Origin of the sequence: Microvirga sp. (assembly GCF_014699075.1) — a bacterium.
GTDB lineage: Bacteria > Pseudomonadota > Alphaproteobacteria > Rhizobiales > Beijerinckiaceae > Microvirga.
Window position 1 is genome coordinate 1 of the sequence record NZ_JACXAB010000070.1, and the last position, 20558, is coordinate 20558.

At 58.2% G+C, this 20558-nt stretch carries 22 protein-coding genes and 1 pseudogene; 12 read left to right on the plus strand and 11 right to left on the minus strand.

The features are described from left to right. Together IC232_RS29490 and IC232_RS29495 are read right to left on the minus strand one after the other, a co-directional pair. Nucleotides 1-784, minus strand: a 784-nt coding sequence (locus tag IC232_RS29490) for a helix-turn-helix domain-containing protein (RefSeq protein ID WP_190848508.1), incomplete at its 3' end; no start/stop codon positions are given. 174 nt (nt 785-958) lie between these two features. Beyond that, nucleotides 959-1171 (minus strand): hypothetical protein, encoded by a 213-nt coding sequence (locus tag IC232_RS29495; RefSeq protein WP_190848527.1) that lies wholly within the window; start codon nt 1169-1171, stop codon nt 959-961. 1201 nt (nt 1172-2372) lie between these two features. On the opposite strand from IC232_RS29495, the gene IC232_RS29500 reads away from it, so the two are divergent. The 5 genes from IC232_RS29500 to IC232_RS29520 all read left to right on the plus strand — a co-directional run bounded on the left by IC232_RS29500 (nt 2373) and on the right by IC232_RS29520 (nt 6258). Next, on the plus strand, nt 2373-2924 hold the full coding sequence (locus IC232_RS29500; RefSeq protein ID WP_190848509.1) for a peptidylprolyl isomerase: 552 nt from the start codon (nt 2373-2375) through the stop codon (nt 2922-2924). Nucleotides 2925-3168: 244 nt separating this feature from the next. Further along, the gene (locus tag IC232_RS29505) at nt 3169-4668 is read left to right on the plus strand and encodes an ABC transporter substrate-binding protein (RefSeq protein WP_190848525.1); all 1500 of its coding nucleotides are present in this window, start codon (nt 3169-3171) and stop codon (nt 4666-4668) included. 641 nt (nt 4669-5309) lie between these two features. Beyond that, complete coding sequence (locus tag IC232_RS33510) at nt 5310-5603, plus strand: PilZ domain-containing protein (protein ID WP_190848510.1); 294 nt, start codon at nt 5310-5312, stop codon at nt 5601-5603. Between the two features lie 14 nt (nt 5604-5617). After that, nucleotides 5618-5881, plus strand: coding sequence for a hypothetical protein (locus IC232_RS29515; RefSeq protein WP_190848511.1), 264 nt, complete (start codon nt 5618-5620; stop codon nt 5879-5881). Between the two features lie 104 nt (nt 5882-5985). Further along, entirely contained in the window at nt 5986-6258 is a 273-nt protein-coding gene (locus IC232_RS29520) for an SWIB/MDM2 domain-containing protein (RefSeq protein ID WP_190848512.1), read from the plus strand. A 43-nt stretch (nt 6259-6301) separates the two neighbouring features. Here IC232_RS29520 and IC232_RS29525 read toward each other — a convergent pair whose 3' ends face one another. After that, nucleotides 6302-7246 (minus strand): DMT family transporter, encoded by a 945-nt coding sequence (locus tag IC232_RS29525; RefSeq protein ID WP_190848513.1) that lies wholly within the window; start codon nt 7244-7246, stop codon nt 6302-6304. 479 nt (nt 7247-7725) lie between these two features. Here IC232_RS29525 and IC232_RS29530 point away from each other — a divergent pair, with 479 nt between their 5' ends. After that, on the plus strand, nt 7726-8136 hold the full coding sequence (locus IC232_RS29530; RefSeq protein ID WP_190848514.1) for a hypothetical protein: 411 nt from the start codon (nt 7726-7728) through the stop codon (nt 8134-8136). Between the two features lie 85 nt (nt 8137-8221). Here the strand turns inward: IC232_RS29530 and IC232_RS29535 are convergent, their stop codons facing one another. The 3 genes from IC232_RS29535 to IC232_RS29545 form a co-directional block, all read right to left on the minus strand. Continuing rightward, nucleotides 8222-8512: a hypothetical protein gene (locus tag IC232_RS29535; protein ID WP_190848515.1), complete on the minus strand. Its 291-nt coding sequence runs from the start codon at nt 8510-8512 to the stop codon at nt 8222-8224. A gap of 509 nt (nt 8513-9021) precedes the next feature. Then, nucleotides 9022-9468: a hypothetical protein gene (locus IC232_RS29540; RefSeq protein WP_190848516.1), complete on the minus strand. Its 447-nt coding sequence runs from the start codon at nt 9466-9468 to the stop codon at nt 9022-9024. After that, nucleotides 9461-10225 (minus strand): LuxR C-terminal-related transcriptional regulator, encoded by a 765-nt coding sequence (locus IC232_RS29545; RefSeq protein ID WP_190848517.1) that lies wholly within the window; start codon nt 10223-10225, stop codon nt 9461-9463. The genes IC232_RS29540 and IC232_RS29545 overlap by 8 nt, the downstream gene beginning before the upstream one ends. An 830-nt stretch (nt 10226-11055) precedes the next feature. Here IC232_RS29545 and IC232_RS33515 point away from each other — a divergent pair. The 3 genes from IC232_RS33515 to IC232_RS29560 all read left to right on the plus strand — a co-directional run bounded on the left by IC232_RS33515 (nt 11056) and on the right by IC232_RS29560 (nt 12936). After that, nucleotides 11056-11352, plus strand: a complete 297-nt coding sequence (locus IC232_RS33515; protein WP_190848518.1) for a NepR family anti-sigma factor — start codon at nt 11056-11058, stop codon at nt 11350-11352. A 651-nt stretch (nt 11353-12003) separates the two neighbouring features. Beyond that, nucleotides 12004-12312 carry a helix-turn-helix transcriptional regulator gene (locus IC232_RS29555; protein ID WP_190848519.1) on the plus strand — a complete coding sequence of 103 codons (309 nt, stop codon included), beginning with the start codon at nt 12004-12006 and terminating at the stop codon, nt 12310-12312. A 414-nt stretch (nt 12313-12726) separates the two neighbouring features. Further along, a complete protein-coding gene (locus tag IC232_RS29560; RefSeq protein ID WP_161726479.1) occupies nt 12727-12936 on the plus strand; it encodes a cold-shock protein in 210 nt (69 codons plus the stop codon). Nucleotides 12937-13018: 82 nt separating this feature from the next. Here IC232_RS29560 and IC232_RS29565 read toward each other — a convergent pair whose 3' ends face one another. From IC232_RS29565 to IC232_RS29580, 5 genes are all read right to left on the minus strand, one after another. Beyond that, entirely contained in the window at nt 13019-13684 is a 666-nt protein-coding gene (locus IC232_RS29565; protein ID WP_190848520.1) for a hypothetical protein, read from the minus strand. Nucleotides 13685-13935: 251 nt separating this feature from the next. Beyond that, entirely contained in the window at nt 13936-14067 is a 132-nt protein-coding gene (locus IC232_RS33015) for a hypothetical protein (protein WP_281413448.1), read from the minus strand. Between the two features lie 950 nt (nt 14068-15017). Beyond that, entirely contained in the window at nt 15018-16043 is a 1026-nt protein-coding gene (locus IC232_RS29570) for a DMT family transporter (protein WP_246812488.1), read from the minus strand. 215 nt (nt 16044-16258) lie between these two features. Then, nucleotides 16259-16522, minus strand: coding sequence for a hypothetical protein (locus tag IC232_RS29575; protein ID WP_190848521.1), 264 nt, complete (start codon nt 16520-16522; stop codon nt 16259-16261). Between the two features lie 192 nt (nt 16523-16714). Continuing rightward, a complete protein-coding gene (locus IC232_RS29580) occupies nt 16715-17680 on the minus strand; it encodes a phasin family protein (RefSeq protein WP_190848522.1) in 966 nt (321 codons plus the stop codon). 382 nt (nt 17681-18062) lie between these two features. On the opposite strand from IC232_RS29580, the gene IC232_RS29585 reads away from it, so the two are divergent. The 3 genes and pseudogenes from IC232_RS29585 (at nt 18063) to IC232_RS33520 (ending at nt 20095) form a co-directional block, all read left to right on the plus strand. After that, on the plus strand, nt 18063-18431 hold the full coding sequence (locus tag IC232_RS29585) for a phasin family protein (protein ID WP_190848523.1): 369 nt from the start codon (nt 18063-18065) through the stop codon (nt 18429-18431). A gap of 170 nt (nt 18432-18601) precedes the next feature. Further along, nucleotides 18602-18715 (plus strand): annotated as a pseudogene (locus IC232_RS29590) (IS6 family transposase); the annotation flags it as partial. A gap of 1143 nt (nt 18716-19858) precedes the next feature. Further along, nucleotides 19859-20095, plus strand: coding sequence for a GcrA family cell cycle regulator (locus tag IC232_RS33520; protein WP_190848524.1), 237 nt, complete (start codon nt 19859-19861; stop codon nt 20093-20095). The last annotated feature ends 463 nt before the right edge of the window (nt 20096-20558 follow it).

Here is a 20558-nt window from a genome sequence, read left to right on the forward strand (position 1 = left end):
GAACCGCCTCAGCTTTCTTCGGAAAGCCCTTGTTACAAGGCTCACTAGGAGATCCGTTGTTGTTATTAGTGTGGAGGACTCCGAGTCCGGCTTTGCCCGCGTCATAGAAGACTTCCTCAACCTCAGTTCTCAACAGCTGCCAGGCGTCCAGCAGATCGGCTGGGAGCGTGATTCTCGAACGGGCTGGCGTGCGGGCCTGGAGAGCTTTCAACCGGGCCTCGACCTCGGAGCGATCCACGTCCGGGAAATGCTCCGCCAGGGCGCTCAGGGCCTCCTCGGCGGCTCGTCTGCAGATCGTGACCTCGTCGAAAGCCCGCTTCTGCACCTCCCGAAGCTGCTTCTGCTCCATGAGCACCACCGCCCAGTCGCCCCGGCGAGCATAGATCGGGGTCAGATCGAACCCGAAGGCGTCGATCACTTGGCCCACGAGATCCTTGACGGCGTAGCGCTTGCCGTTGGGCGAATCCTTAGGCGCAATCAGCTGCAGGTCGACCAGCTGGCGCAGGATGCGCCGGATGGCCCGCTCGGTTAGGCCGGTGCGGCTCATGAGGTAGTCGTTGGACGGCCAGACCAGCAGCCGCTCCCACTCCTGCTCGCCCCAGCAGGCCACCAGCTCGGAGAGCACCGCCCGCTGGGCCGGCCTCAGGTCGAGCGCCTTGCCGGCCTCGCGAGCCGCGGCCGAGAGTTCTTTGCGTGTGACCGTGCGCCCGTCTTCGAGCGCAAGCTTCCTTGCGGCCAGAGCGGCATGTCTCAGCCGCCGGCCTCCTGACGATGCAAGCTGCATCGTACCCTCCTGTGTGAGGGCAAAGCGGGAGCGTTCACCGAAACCGATGCTCTTGACACTCAGCTTGTCGGGATGGCATAAGGATGTTGTCACACATTCCTTTTGGCCACCCCTCGGTGGGTCTCCAAAGGCCCTCGAAGTTTCCAGCTTCGTGGGCCTTTTGCTTTGCCTGGTTTACGTCACGACATTCCGATCCTTTTCGGCGAACATGGCCTCGAGGGCATGGGTGATGACGTCCTGACGCGACTTAAACCGGCCACTCTCGACGGCATGGTCGATCGCAGCGCCGAGAAGTCCAGGAACCCAGACGTTCATCTCCCGGTCGCCGCGCTCTTTGCGGGACTTTCGGAAACGTTGAACGCGCTCGGTCTGCTTTGCATCAGGCATGGCATCCACCTGTTACACTCGTGCCGTTTCGAGTGATGCCCGATTCTGGGTTAGCTGTGGAGTCGCGCGTCAAGAATCCATTCACAATAGATCGATTCAGCGGTGGGATACTTCTTTGAATAGAATCATTTAGCTGAAAAGGCCGAGTCAATTCGCATGTAAAAGCCAGATTTCGGCTGATTCGACGTTACGCACTTGATTCGAGATCGCGTAGTAATCGAGCCGGGCTCAGGCTCGCAATCTAGGTCACGATTCTGGAATATGCCGGATGGAGTGGTTGATGACTGAAAACGGAACCCCAAACACACCCAGATACTTGGATTCGCTTCCAGCGCAGCGATCGCTCTGCTGCTTGGTCTACTCAGTCGCTAACAATGGCGAGACAGCAGATCGCGCGGTCGCCTTCCTCAAAGGCGTGTGGCACATCCAGCGGGTCCAGAGCATCAGCCCTTCTGCTCAAATTCTAGGCGAGGCTGAGTTAGGTGTTGGCGCATGTTCATCGTCACCTTAGTCGGCCAGGGTATCCCAGTCCTCTCGATAGCAGCGACAGACTGATTTGCAGGCGCATCATTGGTTGGAACGAGTGCATGGTGACACGAAATGCTCGTCTAAAGGACTTTATAACCGACGGATATCCAAGCTCTGGACTGGCCGTGCAGGTTTTGGCTGAGGATCATGTTGGAACCTACATCCTTCCATTCTTGTGTGAGCGCATAAACGGGGAGTGGCGGAACACGACAACGGGCGGGACAGTACAGGCGAACATCCTCGGGTGGCGTGAGGTGCAGACAGGAAGCCGAGGTCGAACGAGCCCTGCCCGGCAACCAACCACAACGCCTGACGGATGATCTAACCTCCTCCAGGCACTGCGTTACCAATTCTGCTCAATTTCAAACTCGGATGATTATCGCCTTGCTGAGGGCCGAGCCTGCGCAGAGGGCAGAGGCCGCCTACTTCCACCTTGAACGACATTGGCAGTTTTGTCGCGAGATGGCCGCCACCCATAACATTGGGTACAAAGTTCCTGTCAAACGACCTGACAAATTCCTATTGCGAAGAGGTCGCTCTTGGACGACATCATAAGGTCACGGGGTACAAAGCCCGCCTGGTGGCTTAGGGTCCCCGAGTAGCTCGACCTGAGAGCAACTTTTATTCTCATTCTCTTGCATCAAAGACAACGTCCTAAGGAATAAGCTCTACGATGGCTCATAAGACACTGCCAAGTAGTAACCCCAAGGTCGCTTTCGAGACGAAGTACGGGCGTTTTGTAGCGCAGTTATTCGACAGGGAAGCGCCTATCTCCACAGCCAATCTACTCACTCGGGTCGAGAAGGGCCTCCTCACCAACTCGTCAATCTACCGTATTGTCACCCTTGCCAATCAGCCTGACACGGTTCCGGCAAAGATCGAGGTGGTTCAGTTCGGCCTTTCCAGATCCAATACACAAGAAGCAGATCCCCTTCCGCCCATCGCTCATGAAACCACCGCCGCAACAGGGCTGCGTCACCTCGATGGAACCTTATCAATGGCGCGTCTCGCGCCGGGAACCGCCGGATCTGCATTCTTCATCTGCATCGGAGACCAGCCTGACCTGGACTTTGGCGGACGCCGCAATCCGGATGGACAAGGCTTCGCCGCCTTCGGCCAGATTGTGGAAGGGATGGATGTCGTCCGCACGATATTTGCTCAGGCGGAGGATGCGAGCGATCAGTTGTCCAACCCGATCTCAATCGACTCTGTAACACGGATCTGAGGTCGGATTTTGTAAGTCAGCATTGACTTCAATCCGGAAATGCATCGAAGTTGAGCGCACCAAGTCCCATTAGCCTGATTTTCAGCCAATACTATTCTATCCGGAGAGTAGAGATTTGTTGAAAGCAGTCACGCCCGCTGACGCCGGTCTCCCACAGCGTCGTCTTCTAATCTGGCCATAACCAAGGTTGAGGCCAGACGTGACTGTTGCATTTTATGGGATGAAGAACGCTGGAGCGGTGATGATGCGCAGAGGATTCTTAGCAATTCTGACAATCGGTATTCTTACAAGTCAGATAACCCTGGCAGCCGATTTTAGGATCGGTGTGCAGGAAGATGCCGACATCCTTGATCCTCATCGTGCCCGAACCACAGTGGGGCGAATGGTCTTCACCTCACTTTGCGACAAGCTTGTTGATGTCACGGACAAGCTGGAGATTGCCCCACAGCTTGCGAGCTCATGGTCGTGGAGCCCCGACAACAAGACACTGACTTTCAAGTTGCGCACCGACGTACAATTTCACGATGGCACGAGTTTCGACGCAGCGGCTGCCAAAGCGAACCTGGACCGGGCGCTTACGTTGCCGGACAGCCTGCGCAAGGGGGAGCTGGGATCCATTGACCGAGTGGAGGTCATTGATCCTTCAACCGTCGTGCTGTACCTGAAGCAACCGGACGCGACGCTGTTAGCACAATTGAGCGACCGCGCAGGAATGATGCTCTCACCGGCGACTTTCAACAGTGAGGATGTCGGCCGTAAGCCGGTCTGCTCCGGACCGTACCGTTTCGTGGAGCGCGTCCAGAACGACAGGATCGTACTGGAGAAGTTCGCAGATTACCGGGACGCTAAGGATTATCAGTATGACCGGGTGGTCTTCCGTCCGATCCCGGATACCACTGTGCGCCTCGCCAATCTTCGAGCTGGTGATCTCGACCTTGTGGAGCGTCTGAATCCGTCTGATGCTGAGGCGGTGAAAGCCGACAAGAGCCTGAAGTTCCTGGTTCTGTTGGGGCTCGGATTCCAAAACATCGTGATCAACGTGGGAGCTGGTCCTCGGGCCGACGGCCCCTTGGGCAAAGATAAGCTCGTGCGCCAGGCCTTCCAGGCAGCTATCGGTCGTGACGTCATCAATGAAGTTATTGGCCATGGGCTCTATAATCCTGCACAGCACCCATTCCCGCCCGCCAGCCCCTATTTTGACAAGCAGTATCCGGCTACGGCCCGCGATGTGGCAAAGGCTAAGGCTCTGCTGGCTCAAGCCAAGCAGCCCGAAGTTGGCTTCGAGCTATCTTTTGGCAATACGACCATCACGGCTTCCTTGGCTGAGATGATCCAGGCGATGGCAGGCGAGGCCGGGTTTAAGATCAGCCTACGTCCGATGGAGTTTTCTGCCATGCTCGCAGAAATGCAGAAAGGAAATTTCCAGGCTTCCTTGAGCGGCTGGTCGGGCCGGATCGATCCCGATGGTAATATTCATCAGTTTGTAACCTGCAAAGGAACCCAGAACGACTCCAAATACTGCAACCCGGAGGTGGACCGCCTGCTGAACGAAGCGCGGCTCACGCCGGACGTCGAGGCTCGCAAGAGCCTCTACAACCAGGCGTTGGAAATCCTGCAGAGCGATTTGCCGATCATCTACACGTATTATTCGCCTCTCATTTATGCAGTGTCGAATCGTGTTGCGGATTTCAAACCATATCCCGACGGCATGATCAGACTTCGCGGCGTCCATCCGGCCAGATAGGCGGCATTGCGCTTCGTGCAAGCGCCCTCTAGCGCCAGTAGAGTTCTATCCGGCTGTTGAAGTCGTCACGGTGATTTTATGCGTTGGAACTTGCCTCACTCAAGGTGGCGAGAAGTCAAGCTCGATCAGTAGCTCATAGGCGCACTGGACATCGCACTGTTTGTTTGCAGCCAGGCAGGCCTCGTACCAGTTCACATAGTGATGGCATTGCACAGTTCGCTGAAGCTTCGGCGGCTGGGTGTGTCTCATAGGCGCTCCGGATAAGACTCATTGCATCAGAGTCATGGGGTAATACCGAGACGAGATGCTCGGAAACCTTCTGATAGCCCATGATCAGGGCGGCCGGTCCCATAAGAATGGCGATGGCAATCCAGGATGGATCTTCCGCATCAGTCCACCTCACACCGGCATGGTGGATACGAAGTTAACCTGATTTTCCTAACTGGGAAGCCTTCCCGATGAGGACGGCAGCCGAGGACGAGGAGGCAGAACGCACCTGCCGGTCATGCCTGAAGTCCTGGCGAGATTGTGGCATGCGAATTTATTGGAGGGGGCACCAGCCCTCATCATGGAACCAAGCAGCCCAGGCTTCGATAACTATCGAGTGCATCGTAAGGAGGCGGTCATTCGCGAACGAAGTCATGTCTGATGGCAGTGATCAGCGTTGGCACCACCGGCGTCCGACGACTATAACAGCCAAGGTTCTAGCTGGAAGTGGGTCACCTCCCCTGACTTGCACCGTGCAAAACCTTTCAGCGGGTGGAGCTCAATTAACCTTCCCAGAGGAGCTAGTGCTTCCGGCGACCTTCATGCTGGAGGTCCCATCCTTGAATCTGCAGGTTGATGCCCAAGTAATCTGGAGCCAGGGTCACCAGCACGGAGTCACATTCGTGTGGCCGCAGCATAAGGAGCGCGGCGGCAGACCCTCAGCATGAGGAGAGGATCGCGTATGGCAGGACGGCCAAAGGATGAAGAAGATCAGACCGAGCAGACGGCGCAGGCCAGTACGCCTCAATTGGACCGCCTGGAGAAGTTAGCCAAAGCCGCCGCAACATCTGCTCAGGCCAAGCAGTGGCGGGCACGCCAGAACGGTCTGAGTGATCAGGATGAGCCCTCGGAGGTTCGCAGCCTCAACCATGATGCGGATGCCAGAGCGCAAGCTGAAGCAGCGATGCTGCGGATGATGGCAAAGCCAAAAAGCAAACGGCGCTAGCTGAATGACCAAGGCGCAGTTAACGAACCGTTCAGTCTTGGGCCGCCATGGTCCGGCCCCCTTCCCCCCTGCAGGGGTAGCACAGCGTAAAAAGGAGTTCCAGAATGGCAGAAGCCAAAACGGACAAGAAGCCGAACCCAGCCTTGATGAACCCGTTGCAACCCTCGAATGAACTCGCGGCCGTTGTCGGCTCATCTCCCCTGCCCCGTACCGAGGTGGTGAGCAAGGTATGGGAGTACATCAAGGCCAACAATCTGCAGAACCCTGCAAACAAGCGCGAGATCCTGGCGGACGACAAGCTGCGGGCGGTCTTTGGTGGCAAAGACAAGGTCAGCATGTTCGAGATGAACAAGCACTTCGCGCAGCACCTCTCCTAGTACCTGGCCGAGGATTGGGCTCATCCGTGACATTGATGCCTGCTTAGACAACCTGGTTGTCTGTACTTCCAGTGGGTCTGAAGACACGGATTAGCCGACCATCGATAACCAGAAGGCCTATTCCGATCACCATCATGCCAGCGAGATCCTGAAGCTCTAGGTCCTCTCCCAGCACCAGACTTCCAAGCATAACTGCGCTGACAGGGGCAAGAAAGCCTACAAGCAGGATGTTCATCGCCCCTGCACGGGCCAGAACCTGGAAGAATATCACGTAAGCCAATGCTGTTGAGAGCACCGCCATAGCCAGCAGCGCCGATATGGAACTGGCCCCAGGAAAGGGTTGTGCCCAAGGTCTGTCGAGCACGCAAACAAGGGGAAGCAGCAGGATAGACGCAGTGGTCACCTGTCCAGTGGCGATCCCGAGTGGGGTCACGCCCATGGAGTGAACCCGCCGGCCAAACACCCCTCCCAGGGCTGACGACATGGCAGCGCCCAGGACCGCGAGTTGCGCTGTCGTTTCACTGCGGAACTCTGCAAGAGCACAGGGTCCAATCACACCCACCGTGCCGCAGAACCCAAGCATCGTTCCCAGGAGCCGGTGACCACTCAGCTTTTCGTCAGTGGTGAGAGAGTGGGCCGCAACCATGCCGAACAAGGAAGACGTAGCTGCGATGATTGAGGCTAAGCCCGCCCCTATCGCCGTCTGTGCCCATGCAATCAGGCTCATAGGTATCATACTGTTGATCATGCCCATGACTGCGAGTGCGCGCCACTCATGCCACGTGGCAGGAATGGGGTGTCCCAGAACGCGCAGAACGATGTTTAGGATGAGCGTTCCAAGTGCGAGGCGCACAAACGCAATTGTCAGCGGGGGCACTTCTCTGATGGCAATCTCAGTGAAGAGAAATGAACCTCCCCAAAGCATGGAAAGTCCGAACAGCAGCGCCCAATCCAACTTGCCCATGAGCTTGTTAGGTGGTGCATCCATGGCTTGTCCCATACTGTCGCCTGCGAAGCCCATATGTAGTAGCCAAGTTTAAGTTCCACGCCATTGCTGATTTGCACGAATCGTTAAGCTTGGCCTTATCGAGATGCAGGTAACGCGCGCGTTGCGTATCAGCCCGAACAACCTCCATCGCCCCAAGCGTGGAGCTGGCCCTGGTGGAGAGCCCTTACCCTCTCGGCTGGGGTCTTCTTTGTGATGGTGTGGCTACTGGCGATGACGGTAGAGCCGGATAGCGACAGGGATCCGACAGATCGTTGTTCATAGTGCCCTGGCCATGCTCAAATCCCGTCACCTTGAACGGCGAGAGAACTACGTGCGGGAACTGGAAGCTATCCTAAAGCGCGATTGACGAGCCCAATCTGCAAGGGCTGAGTGCATCAGACGCTCGAAGACAAACGCGCAATATGAATACAGACTCAGAGCCTGAAGCGTTGGGTCACAAACGAAGGGGGGAACTTATCATGACGGCTTCATCACTCAGCTTCAGGCTGGCTGTTCTGTTTGTAATCATTGGCATTGCCATGGGCATCGGTATGGCGGCATCCCAGAACCATGCCATCATGCCTGCCCACGCTCATCTGAACCTGCTCGGGTGGGTATCGCTCTTCCTGTTCGGCATCTACTACGAGCGCCGCCCAACCCTGGATACCAGCCGCCTTGCCCTAATCCAGGTTGGGGTCTGGTCTGTCGGAACCGTTCTCCTCACGGTCGCCGTTGCCGCCCTACACCTGGGGTATGCGGCTTTCGAGCTGATTGCAGCCATCTCCTCGCTGATCGTACTCGCCGCGATGCTGCTGTTTGCCTACTTCGTGTTCCGTCCAGTCACTTCGGTAGCTCCAGGACCGACCGTGCGGATGACGCCCGCTGAGTGACGAAATGCAGTCGTGGCGGCAAACGCAGTTTGAGCTTACCTGCCGCCTATCTCTTGTCATGCCCTACTCTCTGCACCCAGCGTGATTAACAGAGATTGTCTGTCTCGCTCACCAACTGGCCGGTGCGGTCGAACTTGCGCCAGCCATTCTGTCGCTCACCTGAAGGACAAAGCCGCTCGAAGCTTTGGTAACGGGCGACCAACCGCCCGTCTGAGGTGTATTCATCGTGCTCCCAGTCAACGGCAACAGCAGGACAGCCTTGGCTCCGAAAGCGGACGAGCATGAGGTGGTTCGTGGCAGCTATCCGGAAGATTGCCTCGAAATTATGCGTCTCGTTCAAGGACGTGCTGACGCCGGAAGACAGAGTGTAGACCATTTTCGGTGGCATCCGCTGGCCCATAAGCCGCCCCCGTGCTGACCTCGCCTCGATCAACAATGGCTGTGTTATTATGGTGCGGCAAGTGTTCTGAGCCCTTGGGGGGCACGAACAGAAACCAACCCAATTGCAGCAGCAGCCAGTTCACTTATGCTCTTACCGCATATCAGCAGCAACAGGAATGGGCAGCCATGCTGCCCAATTGTTCTTGCCTACTGTTCAGGCAAGAACTATATTTTGCAGTGCAACACGGCGATTGACGTCGCAGTGTTGCTGCCCTTCTTGGGCGTTTCCTCCCTAAACTTCGGGCCGCTTTTTAGCGGCCTTTTTTCTTAGGTAGCTTGTTCTGTCAAAGCCACGAACCAGCCGCAAGTAGACTTCTGGCTTACGCCAGTGATCTGTTACCGCTCATGCGCCGCGCGGTATCAATCACAGCACACCGCTGATGTCTGTCTGGAAGCCGACAAACAAGGCTTCAGGTCTGCTGTTTTTGCCAAGCGGGTTGCTGCTTATTCATTCCGCCCGAAAAGCGTGGCGATTAAGCCCCTATGTCGGCGGACTTCCTGGCCCTCAAGGTGGACCAGATGCTGGTCGTGATCAGCTTCTGGCTTTTGGGTGATCTCAGCCAGGACTTCAACCAATCTCAGCCCTGTGTTCCGACTGGACTGATCGTTCTCCACCCCCTCCTGTTCCGGGGTCGAGAGTACCTCAATCCGACCCTGAAAGTCGTTCCGGTCCTCGTAGCGAAAATAGTCTTGGAAACCAGGCCTGACGCGATGCTCACGGTCGAGAATGATCTCATGGGTCACCTCCACCACAAAGTTGCACCCGTTAGGGGTGGTCACGTCCACTCGCCTGACCACGCCCTCGAAAAAGCTCTTCATCGACCCCGGAGCGTGGAAGTGTATGCGCACTTTATCGACAACCGCGACCTCCGACGCTACTACCTCATCCATTCACAGAGGTTCCGCCTTGTTGCGGCAGGCGCTGCGAAGCCCACATCGCCGCTTGGGTTCGGTTGGCTGCGCCGACTTTGCGCAGGATGGCTTTGACGTGAACCTTGATAGTGGCTTCCGTGACATCGAGCTTGCGGGCAATGACCTTGTTGGGCGCTCCCTCTCTGAGGCAGCCAAGGATTTGGGCCTCTCGCGCCGAGAGCTTGCAAGCCTTCAGGTCAGAGAGGGTCGGCTGTCCTGTGGTGTTCTGAAGCGGCGGCTGTTGCTGTTGAGGAGCCGCAGCCACGATCGAGCGCAGCACCTCAGAGGGCAGAACACTCTCGCCCATCATAACCATTTCCAGATACTTGATCAGAACTTCAGGACGAGCGGCGGTTAGGCAAAAGCCATTGACCCCGGCCTCGCCCCCTGCCCGCACGAAGCCGAGGTTAAACTGATCCGCCAGAGCCACAACTCGCGTGTCAGGTGTCCGCTCCCTCACCTGCTGGATCACCTCAAGCACACGATGGGTATTCTGGCTGGCTTCGATGATCAGCAAGGCTGTATTGGGAGAACAGTATTGGAGGCGCTTTGGCCCTGTGACAGACGCTGCCTCAGCAATCGCAAACGGCGTGTCCCTCAGGATGCTCCCAAGCCCCGTATGGAGCAATGCGCTGTCGCAGAGCAGAGCCGTAGGGCTGGCTGGGATCAGGCTGACGGGCAGGGAATCAGTGTCCGACGAGCGATCATTAATAGGCGTGAGCGTTTGCGCAGTCATCTGTTCCCCCTGCCTGGTCGTTCATGTTAGCAGAAGGTAAACAGGTTGCAGGAACCTTGTCTGTCTGAATCCCGACACACGTGTTCAGATACTGACCCAAAGTGCTCAGCCGATGGTCTAAATACTGGGAGAGACTGATCTTCGGCTGGCTAATCTTAACAGTGCAGACCTGCGCCCGCCAATCTACGCTCCCCAGTACTAGGATGTTCAAGGTAGAGAGCAAAACTTCCGATTGAGGCCGAACCCGAGGTATCAGCTACCAGCCGCAGCCTAATTCCCAGCCTGCTCTTGCCGTGCGAGCCGCTCCACAAGCTCAGCCAGCCGAGCCGGGAGGAAAGTTTCGACTGGGCCGCAGGACACCCGCAATCGCTCCCCAAGCTGCTGAAGGTCGTAGGAACTCGGCTCTCGGGTTGGGATGCTTACGGATCGGCGGGAAAACGGAGCTGTTGGGGTATCTGTCGGGAGCAAGGCTTGTTGCATTGAGCACTCTCGCTGTTGGTAAGAATGGCCGCTGAATCCCCCTGCGACGGTGTCCCTGTTCAGGGTCTCTAGGGTGCAAGGCAGCGGGATTTTATGGCAATTGTACGAGCAACGTGTCTGGCTTCGCTCAAAACAGCACCCTTTTACTACCTTGGAGCAGGCTTCTCGCGGCTTCCTCAGTCGCAATGTTCCGCTGCGGCTACCCCCTGAACGGCAGTTCGAATACCGCTAGTCGTCCGATGAAAATTCTCGCTTTAAGAACTCGTTTAGTCGGACACCCTATCGTTCTCGACCAGCGACGATGATCGCTTAGCCTCTGGGACTGGAGCTTAGCTCACGAGTTCCCACGCATGAGCAAGACCGAAAAGCGCCCGTCAGCATCTCGATCCGGTCTGATCCAAACAGACCCGCGTACCTCCTCGGCTGTACGGGACAAGTTCGGCGAGCAGCTTCGCGTGATGTACGGAAAGCTTGAGGAGGAGCCTCTGCCCGACCGCCTCCTCGCCCTCGCGCGGCGGTTAGATGAGCTTGAACCCGATCTCCTCAGCCGAGGCGTTTGGCTTTTTGGCTCTGACCGATGTCAGGAGCGAGCCCTTTGCGTCAGGGCCATGTCCTTCCAGGACACTGTGGCTTACTCCCGCCCGTGAGGCAATACCCGTAGCTCTTAGGTTGCCCTACGGGAGCTTCTGCGCTCTGGCCGTAGATCCTGCGAGCACACTCCCCGGCTCCGGCATTGTTACTGAGTATTCATTGAGGAAACCATAACGGCAACGGATCTTTACTAAACCGATCAGATCATCGTGCTGTAGGCTTCTCTACGCTTGCACAGAACCACAGATGCCTTGGTTGAGGATTGCCTGTCTCCTCCGGTTTCTTCTGAACTAAGTGGAGAGTGAGGCTGCTCGCATATGGCCAGAGATACTTCCGCGACAGAGTCCCGCTGGACGCCTGTCCACACCCCAAGCAACAGGAGCAAAGATATGCTCTCACAACAGGCGGTTGGAGAGTATTTTGCTAATTCATGGTTTAAATGCATGTTTCCTCTACAGCATATGCTCTGGGTGTCCTTGGCGAGTGCACTGAATTGAGCAGTGAGCCTGAAGAGTTCAGGCCAGCTGGAAGCGATGTCTTTCAGAAGCGAGTGACCACTCTCACTCTAGCCTAACCGCTGCTCGTTATGCCCTGCTCTCCAAAGAGTAGCAGGGGACGCCTCCTTACCACTGAAGGGCAATAGCACGTTGCCTCTGCACAAGAGACAAAGGTTAACGAGGGGTTAATCCCTCTGGCTGGGGGATGGGATGGCTAAGCTGGACACTCAAATTAGGCATTTACACGCGGACGAGTCACGGCCGGCGTCCAACCTGAATCAGACTCCGAACCACGGGCTTTCAGACCCGGAAGCCCATATTCTTCTCCTGATTGCAGCAGGCAAGCAGACCGGCGACATCGCGGCTGCTGTAGGGACAGATCAGGCTGCTGTGAAGGAACACATCAAGTCGATCCTGCGAAAGGCCAAGGGCTCCCGCGGCCAGACCGGCAGCTCCAAAGTGATTGATCTTCGCCCCTCAGAGTTTCCATCTGAGATGGTTAGTCCCTTCATCGCCTAGCATAGGGCTTTTCCGTGGGCGTCGCTAAGACCGTTTACAATGGAAGCCGTTTCATGGAGGAGGCTGTACGCATCAGCCTTCACGAACAAGCTTCAGGACTAGGCGGCCACCTCACCCACAGGCAACGACGAGAGGGAGGCCATTCTGTTGCTGGGTGCGGCGTTCCACGGGCAGGAGCGGATATTGCACGAGTAGGTAACATCGCGCTTCGTGTCGCCGTCTACGCGAAAGTCCGTAGCATTTACTGCTCCGGATAAGGGGCCACATTTCGAGCTGTGCGCTCCTCGTCCTCGGCCTGTTGCTTATAGGCCGCCCCACTGCACACAGGGAGTGCTGATAGGGGCGCTCGACACTCTCGGCACTCGGCGGTTAAGATCCTCTCACCTCGGCGGTTTCAACAGAGGGACGAGCTTCGTGGCGACAGGAACGGTGAAGTGGTTCAACGAGCAGAAGGGCTACGGCTTCATTCAGCCGGACAACGGCGGCAAGGACGTGTTCGTCCATATCAGCGCCGTGGAGCGTGCTGGCCTGCGTGGCCTGGCTGAGGGCCAGAAGATCTCCTATGAGGTTGAGGCTGACCGCCGCTCCGGCAAAGAATCCGCCGTGGACCTGAAGACAGCTTAGTCACGTCCGTAGGAGCTCAATCTGGCGGCTCCGCAGGGGCGGCCACCTGCCCCGCAACTGTATTGAGCGTTCATCGGGCGTATCAGCGCTGGCGAGGGCTCAAGGACCGGGCGAGTTCCCGAATGACGCTGTCCTCGATCGCAAGATTATCCTGATCGTCCTCGTCGTCTGCTTCCGCGGGTTTCGAAGGAGCAACAGGCTGAGGAGCCGTCGCTTGCGGCTGATGTGCTCCAAGGCGGCCCTCCAGGGCATCGAGCAGGCTATTGAGTGCCGCGTCTGTGATCTCCACCTCAGGGGCTGGCGGCAATCCGGACAGCGCCAGGGAGCGGCTTCGATAATCACGGTCTTCTGTGACCTCCGGGCCGAACCAAGGCAAAGGATAGAAAGCCTGTTCGTCCTCTGATGGAACGGGCCCTGCCACAAGGTCGAGGGGGGATGGCCTGATGAAGTGAAGAACCTGGATCTCGTATGAGCCGATCGAGAGACTGGTGCGCAGGTACTCCACTTGGCCCTGGCTGACGGCGAGCAGGACCTGCGCATGAGCTAACGGGATGTCTGCCCGCTCCTCGGACCTCCCATCCGCATCAGCCTCAAGGTTCAGGCTGCTGCGAGTCTCCTCGATCTGCACATACGCGCTGCGCTGAGGCTGATCAGGGAAGTAGCCCTCGAGCACGCGCTCGCCTCCCCCCTCCTTCCAGATCAGGCGCGCCACAGACGGAGCAAGGACGAACAGGCGCTGAATGGACACGCAGTGGGGCCTCTCTCATGGACGGGCGTCTGCCCTGCCCTTAACCTAGGGCACAACCTTGAGAGAAAAAGCAAAAGTTGCTTCAGGCGACCGTCTGCACCCTGGACAAAGAGAAGCGCCCCGCATGGCAGAGGCGCTTGAGTTCAAGGGAGGACCGGCCCCCCAGCCGCTCCATCATGGACCCCATCAGAATGGCTGAAGGATGAAGGGCTGGCTGTACCGAAAAGAGCACAACCGCCAGAGGATCGCCCTCAGAGGCTGGCCAGCAGCAGGCTCAAGCCGATCAGCATGCCCAGCGAGGCAACAAATCTGATCATGGCAGAGGTGAAGGTGGGTGCCGGCACAGGAGAAAAATCCGGCACTGCGACATCGGTCTGGCGCATGGTGAAGACCTTCAGGAAATCAGCTGGTTCTGAAAAAGCGCCAGAGGGACGAGCAATCGCGCCGCTTGGCGGGTGTTTCTCTGTCGGATTTTCCCGCTGGTGTCTGTAGCCGGCGGGACACACGGCCGGCCTTGATACGGCTGATCGTCGGTATTCCTAGTTCATCGGGAGCAGAAACGACCTGACCCTAGACATGAGCATGGTTCGGCATGCCTTCCATTGGTTGACAGTGCCGAAGGCCGCGAGCCGGACGAAGTGCACTAATCCTCTGTCGTCCCAGTCCGTTTCGCTGACGCTGATCGGTTGCGCGGCTTACGCACGTAGGAGTTCGACCTTGTTACAGACATGGGCGGATCTGTGGGTTTCCAGGGTTTGATTTTCCGACTGCTGAAGACCACCATGCTGCAGGTCAGGACGAACAGGAACGGCGTCACCAGAACGGTGAAGATCTGAGGATCGGTCATTCCAACAAATTGCGGGATGGGATGCGAAACGGCTGCCACCGTTAGCAAGCTCATGTCATTGAGCTACGCCCGCCGCGGTATGGCTGGAGTGTGGGATTGTCGACCACCTTGAGCGGCCTACATCGAGGACGTGCGTCATTCCCTTGGCACACCAGCGCCCTGGTTGAGGTTTTAGACAGCACCTCGGCCAGGGCGCTTCCTTTCAGAGCCCGACCTGCTGGGCACTGCGCCACGCTGCCGCGCTCCTTTTGGGCCGCTGGTCACCTCGGGCCAATCAGCTCACTCTGACCTCAGCTGCCTTATACCGACAGCTGTCGACGAGCCCCGGGACGGGCACGGATGTACTGCCCTCCCGGGCTCCTCGTCGAACCTCAGGGCTGGCTTGCCCTGCTCCAACAAACGCTCCGCCCCACATAGTCTCCAAGGCCCTGGTCTGCTCAAGCGGCATTATCGAGCAGTGCTCTCGAACGGGGCCCTACCAGCAAATTAAGGTCGACGGATCCCGGCAGCGGCAAGCCTCGCCTCCCGGGCTCTGATGCGCTCACGATGGGCCGTGTAGAGGCCGCTCGCCGCGATCACGAGGCCTCCGACAAGGGTCATAGTTCCTGGAACGGTGCCGAACACGCCAAAGCCGAGCAGCCCGGCGAACAGAAGTTGCACATAGGAGAACGGGGCAATGGTGGACGCTGCGGCCTTACGGTAGGCCAGAATGATGAGCCAGTGCCCCATGGTCGAGAAGCCACCCATCAGCACAGCCAGGCCGATCTCCCCGGCAGTGGGTGTCCGCCAGTGGAAAGGCACGAAGGCTGTCAGGGCAATCAGCCCGATGACAGCTGACCACGCCAAGGTGGCCTCGGGCCGTTCAGAGCTCATCAGACGGGTGGCGATGGCAGCTATGGCCCAGGAAAGTGCCGCGCCGATCGGCAGCAGGGCGGCCATTTGGAAGGCCGAGCCGCCAGGCTGGACCACGAGCATTACGCCCAGAAAGCCCACTGCTGCCGCGCCCCAGCGTCGGATGCCCACCTTCTCGCCGAGGAGCGGGATCGAGAGGGCGGTGATAAAAATTGGCGAGATGAAGTTGATCGCCGTTGCCTCGGCCACCTGGAGATGCCCCAGCCCCAGGATGAAGAGAACCGATGAGCCGGCCACGGCGAGCGCCCGGATGATCTGGAGGCGCAGGCGCGGCGTGTGCATCGCCGTCGTGCCGCGGGCAGCGAACACGGTCGGCACAACCACCAGGCAGAACACGACGTAGCGCAGCCATGTGACTTCGATCGCAGGCAGTGTATCCGTCAGCACCTTCGCGGTGACATCACCCATGGCGAAGAAGACCGTCGACAGGAGAGCCAGGCCAATGGCGGTGAAGGTCGCGTCCTTGGCAGGAGCGCCACTCCTTGCACTTGGTCGTGCAGCGGCGCCGTCTGCGATGGAGGAGCAATCCGCAACAGCGGAAGCGGAAGGAGGAGGGCTCATGGGTGCTTGGAAGATTTCGGCGAGAGCATGGGGCTTCATGCTGTCTGGTCAGCCAGCACGATAATCCGACACTGATGAATCTCGCGTGAATTGAGCCCGTATTCGCGCGCGGGGCACCCCCGCACCGGGCGCATGGAAAGTTGTCCCGCGGCTGTGGCGATGGCTGCACTCTGCGCAAACCGCACCGGTGCGGAAATGATCTCAGTCCTCCTCAATGCGACTTGAACGCTTGCAGCGAAATTGCTGCCTTGCTCTCATAAGCCTTGAGCGGCGGTATGGCGGTTGTTGGTCTGCACCGTCGGGTGGCCGAGCCAGGCACACAGCTCGTTCAGGGACGGGAAGTCGTGCTCGATGTGCCGGAAGGGAGCGGGTCGCTTGCTACGTGGCAAGTCTTCCAGCAGCTCGGCCGTCCAGGTGTACGGCTGGTGCGAGCCGTTCCTGACCACACTGGCCAAGACGTTGTCGTGCAGGAGGAGGTCATAGGCGCCGGGCGCCAGCTGGATCAGGTGATAGGTCATTCTGGCTTCAGGTCAAATTTACCTTGGTGATCAATTCGACCGTAGGCCCTGGCTCAAGGGACCAGTCCGGAGTCTCGGCACCGCCGCTCTATCTAATATGACACAGCGGGCCAAGAGAGTGGGTGGCCCCGACGGACACGACCTCTCCGCGCTCCCGGCGCTTGCGCCGGGAGTGCTTTGACCGAGTCTGTGTCAGAAGATGTGCTGACCCGCCGTCGGAGACATGATCGTCTGAGTGGCCTCTTGCGCAACTTGGGTCGAGACCTGCGCGAGACGCTGGCTATTGCCGATCATCTGCTCAACATTCTGCCGCACGAGCGAGCCCTGGAGGTTCACGAGGTCCAGCATGGAGCGACAGGCCAGAAGATCGTTTATGCCATCCAAGTTCTTGAGCAAACGTTCCTGCCTGAGGCCGAACCATTCGAGCGCGATCGTGCCTGCCCCGCGGGCCAAGATCCTGTTCGAGCGGGCGATGGCCTGCACATAGTGTGGCGCGTGATCCAAAAGGTTTGATGTCATTTGAGCCTGACGAGCGGTCACCTCTGTGGCACGATCGACGATCTCGGACGCGACCGGCAGGCTGGCCTGGGTCGTCGCTGGAATCTTCTGCTCCACGTCCTGGACTGCTGCCGGAATGACCTCAACCGCCGCCAGCAGATTGCCGCTTGTACGCTGTGTGCGTTTAGCTCTCTGGCGCCGGGTCGGCTGGTCGCCGGAAGCACGGGTGGCCTCGGCGATCTCCTCCTCGACCTTCTCGACCACTGCCTCGACCTCATCTGCGCTGAGGACCTTCAGCACCACCGGCAGCAACTCGTTCTTGTCGTTGCGGATGTGCTGCTGGAATACCTTCCTCAGCTCCTCGACCTTCGCAAGGAATGTATCGCCGTCCTTCGGCGTGGCCGTGAGTTCGTCCAGGAGAGCCTTGGTCTGCTGGTTGTCATCACGCGCGCCATGGACGAGGATGGCCGTCTCCGGGTGGTTCTCCAGCACCGGAAAGAGGTGCTGCTCCTGCAAGTTGGCTAGAAGATCCAGCTCATGGGCGAGGCTCGCGAGCAACTGTTCGCGGGTCTCGGCAGCATCATTGGCGGTGCCCAGGAGCTGAGCAAAAAGTTCGTTGGCTTTATCAGGCGGAGTTTGGCCGATGGTTCGGTTGATCATTATTCCTCGCAGAAAGGGCAGAGGATCCGGCATCATCGACCGTACAGCGCCTGCAGCGGTCCAAAGCTAGATCCCTCTATGGAACTGAAAGAACGCCAGAGAGACGTACGCACAACTGGACACGCAGCCTTCGCGCACTGCGGCGTGCAACATAGGCACGACCGTCGCCAACAAGCGCTGCCATTCATATGGCGGCGCAACATGAAATGACAAGCATCCAAGCTAATTTGGCTGAAAGATGCGGCAATACGGCCCAAATCATCCAATTGTGCAGTGCACAATTTAGCTTGACTTTATATGGTGCGATGCACAATCAAGCAGCAGCCGAATTGTCAGCGGCTGCATCTTACACTGGGCCCAGCGCCTGTTTCGGAGAACCACCATGAACCAGCCGTTTGAGACTGTTCAGAAGCTCGGCAAAGACAGCTTCACCGCGACTGTGAAGGCTCTTGAGGTTGCCACCACCGGCACTCAGGCGATCGCTGTCGAGACCACCGACTACGTCAAGAAGTCGTTCGAGCAGACTGCCTCCACCTTCGAAAAGCTCGTTGGCGTCAAGGCGCTCGACAAAGTGATCGAGATCCAGAACGATTACGTCAAGAGCGCCTACGAGGGCTTTGTTGCTCAGTCGACCAAGACCGGCGAACTCTACAAGAAGTTGGCTCAGGACAGCTTCGCGCCGTTCAATGCCCTTCGCGCGGTCACGCAGTCGACGTTTGCCCCGGCAAAGTCCACGTCCCGTGCAAAGTAACATCAGACGCTAACAGCCTGCTTTCTGAACGCCCGATCAACAATCGGGCGTTCCTATGCGTTTGCCGTTGTGATTGGATTTCACAGATCGCCTTTGCGCATTCACTTTGACACCGCACGGCTGGCGAACCAAGCCACTGGACCGGAGACGAGCCGAAGTTGGAATCCTCCCGCGCGACTCTCAGCGGGATCGAAATGGTTCACGTGATGCGCAAACAGCAGGCGAAGTACGTCTGGAATCCGCAGCCATCCCTCGTCGAGCAGTTTAACATCCTCGCCGCGTGAGGCTTGCGGGTGGAATAGCCCTCTTTCTGTCTTCATCGAAAATTCGCGACCGAACCCTTGAGATGCCAAGAAATTGAACCCGGCCAAGTCGAGCGATTGAGAGGGATCCAGGTTCCTGGGCTTGGCCGGGAGTACGGTCGGGCAACCGGTGCCTAAAGATGCGCCGCCGGTGCTGAATCAGTGCTGAACACGGATTAACCTTGGCCGGATCTCGTCCCGGGTGCTCAACGCTCCCAGGAGTCCCCACGCGAGTTATTGGTCTTCACGTTCGGCTCACGGAGCCAGGCACAGAGATCCTGGTAAAGGGCGCTGGCTTCTGATCTGAAGGGAGGTCCTCAAGCAGCTCGGCCGTCCACGTGTAAGGCCGATGGGAGCTTTTGCGCACCACGCTTCCCATGACACTCCCATTCATGAGCAGGTTATAGGCGCCGGGCGCGAGTTGAATCAGATTGTAGGTCATGAGGGCTCTTACCAGACATCAGATGAAGCTCAATCCACTCAGGGGTCTTGGCAATTACAGCATCACGATCAGGAGCCATGATCAGGGTCGGGCGCTGCTTGGGCTGCGCTACGAACCACGGCGTTTGACCTGATGGTAGTAGTGCGGTTCACTTGAACCAAATGTCCGAGGGTGTGCCATGTCAGCTAAGTGCCCAAATTGCGCAGAGCCACTGCTGAGCGTGAAATGCTACAGTGTCGATATTGAAAGCTCTGGCGCCCTACAAAGTGGCACGGCCTATGCTTGCCCAGCATGCTCTGCTGCCATCACCATCTCACTAGGAGCGCTGCCGATCGTAGCTGGGACCGTGCTAGAAACCATCACAGATGTGTCAGTCGACCCTGACGACACACATCCCATCTTACCTCAGTAGCCCAGCCTCTCGGTCAGATACCCCCTGACGTACCGGCCCACGGACACGCCGGCTGGAGGGTAATCTAGATCATTGATTTTAATAGGTGGCCGCCCCGAACTCGACCTGGGAACAGGAGCGTTATAAGCGGCCGCCTCTAACCATTGAGCTATAGTCCCCACCCCCAGCCATTATGCGGGTCTTCGACGGGCAGCCAAGAGCAGAGCGGCTCGGAACTCATTTGGATTTCCGCCTTTAGGAGTCTGCCCCTGTCACTGCGCACCGGATCGCCATGCCTGAGATTGAGCTCCCCGAGCCTTCCCCTCGAGACAGAACCACGTTGTTCAAGCTGCGGGCGCAACAGTGCCGGTTCGTTGTCTCAGACGAAGGCGCGGAGGCGATCTTCTGTGGCGCTCGGACCCATACTGGATCCAGCTGGTGCCCTTGGCACAGGCGACTGGTCTACACCAAGCCGCCCACGGGTGGGACGAAGACCGGGAAGGGATTTGTCGTTCAGAAGCTTTGGTAATCACTGCAAGACGGGAATGCCGGCACCGGTGTGCTGCGCTTTGCGCAGCTAGCTACGCCATCCCGGCCGGTAGAAATCAGTCCAGCGAGCTCCGGCTGGGGATTCAGGAGCGGACGGCTGCGCTTGGCGCATGCCAGCTCAGCTTTCGGCCGGGTGACACCAGCCGGTTCGGCGCACCATCTCGGTGAGGACGCGATCGTTCCTCCCGCTCGCGTCGTTCCCTCTGGAAGGACGTATGTCCCACCTTCGGGCTGCTGATCCATCGGCGGCCCTTTTTCTTGGTCCGGCTCCGCATCGGTAGCCAGGCTATCCACTTCACCCTCTCTTAACCCTGCTTCAAATCGGATCCCTCTGGCTCGGAGCCTCTAGCCGCTGGAGCGGTTTTCTGACCTGATCCCTGGAAACTGGACCAGCCAAAGTGGGAATTTTCCCGTAATGTCTCCCGGCTGGGAGAAGGGGAAAG

What these genes read in the sequence shown, in the direction of transcription:
- IC232_RS29500 (WP_190848509.1), top strand. Translation starts at nt 2,373, where the DNA reads ATGGCTCATAAGACACTGCCAAGTAGTAACCCCAAGGTCGCTTTCGAG.
- IC232_RS29535 (WP_190848515.1), bottom strand. Translation starts at nt 8,512, where the DNA reads ATGGTCTACACTCTGTCTTCCGGCGTCAGCACGTCCTTGAACGAGACG.
- IC232_RS29520 (WP_190848512.1), top strand. Translation starts at nt 5,986, where the DNA reads ATGGCAGAAGCCAAAACGGACAAGAAGCCGAACCCAGCCTTGATGAAC.
- IC232_RS29515 (WP_190848511.1), top strand. Translation starts at nt 5,618, where the DNA reads ATGGCAGGACGGCCAAAGGATGAAGAAGATCAGACCGAGCAGACGGCG.
- IC232_RS29525 (WP_190848513.1), bottom strand. Translation starts at nt 7,246, where the DNA reads ATGGATGCACCACCTAACAAGCTCATGGGCAAGTTGGATTGGGCGCTG.
- IC232_RS33015 (WP_281413448.1), bottom strand. Translation starts at nt 14,067, where the DNA reads ATGCGCCAGACCGATGTCGCAGTGCCGGATTTTTCTCCTGTGCCGGCA.
- IC232_RS29570 (WP_246812488.1), bottom strand. Translation starts at nt 16,043, where the DNA reads ATGAAGCCCCATGCTCTCGCCGAAATCTTCCAAGCACCCATGAGCCCT.
- IC232_RS29505 (WP_190848525.1), top strand. Translation starts at nt 3,169, where the DNA reads ATGCGCAGAGGATTCTTAGCAATTCTGACAATCGGTATTCTTACAAGT.
- IC232_RS29530 (WP_190848514.1), top strand. Translation starts at nt 7,726, where the DNA reads ATGACGGCTTCATCACTCAGCTTCAGGCTGGCTGTTCTGTTTGTAATC.
- IC232_RS29540 (WP_190848516.1), bottom strand. Translation starts at nt 9,468, where the DNA reads ATGGATGAGGTAGTAGCGTCGGAGGTCGCGGTTGTCGATAAAGTGCGC.
- IC232_RS29580 (WP_190848522.1), bottom strand. Translation starts at nt 17,680, where the DNA reads ATGATCAACCGAACCATCGGCCAAACTCCGCCTGATAAAGCCAACGAA.
- IC232_RS29575 (WP_190848521.1), bottom strand. Translation starts at nt 16,522, where the DNA reads ATGACCTATCACCTGATCCAGCTGGCGCCCGGCGCCTATGACCTCCTC.
- IC232_RS29555 (WP_190848519.1), top strand. Translation starts at nt 12,004, where the DNA reads ATGGCTAAGCTGGACACTCAAATTAGGCATTTACACGCGGACGAGTCA.
- IC232_RS33510 (WP_190848510.1), top strand. Translation starts at nt 5,310, where the DNA reads ATGTCTGATGGCAGTGATCAGCGTTGGCACCACCGGCGTCCGACGACT.
- IC232_RS29545 (WP_190848517.1), bottom strand. Translation starts at nt 10,225, where the DNA reads ATGACTGCGCAAACGCTCACGCCTATTAATGATCGCTCGTCGGACACT.
- IC232_RS29585 (WP_190848523.1), top strand. Translation starts at nt 18,063, where the DNA reads ATGAACCAGCCGTTTGAGACTGTTCAGAAGCTCGGCAAAGACAGCTTC.
- IC232_RS33520 (WP_190848524.1), top strand. Translation starts at nt 19,859, where the DNA reads ATGCCTGAGATTGAGCTCCCCGAGCCTTCCCCTCGAGACAGAACCACG.
- IC232_RS33515 (WP_190848518.1), top strand. Translation starts at nt 11,056, where the DNA reads ATGAGCAAGACCGAAAAGCGCCCGTCAGCATCTCGATCCGGTCTGATC.
- IC232_RS29495 (WP_190848527.1), bottom strand. Translation starts at nt 1,171, where the DNA reads ATGCCTGATGCAAAGCAGACCGAGCGCGTTCAACGTTTCCGAAAGTCC.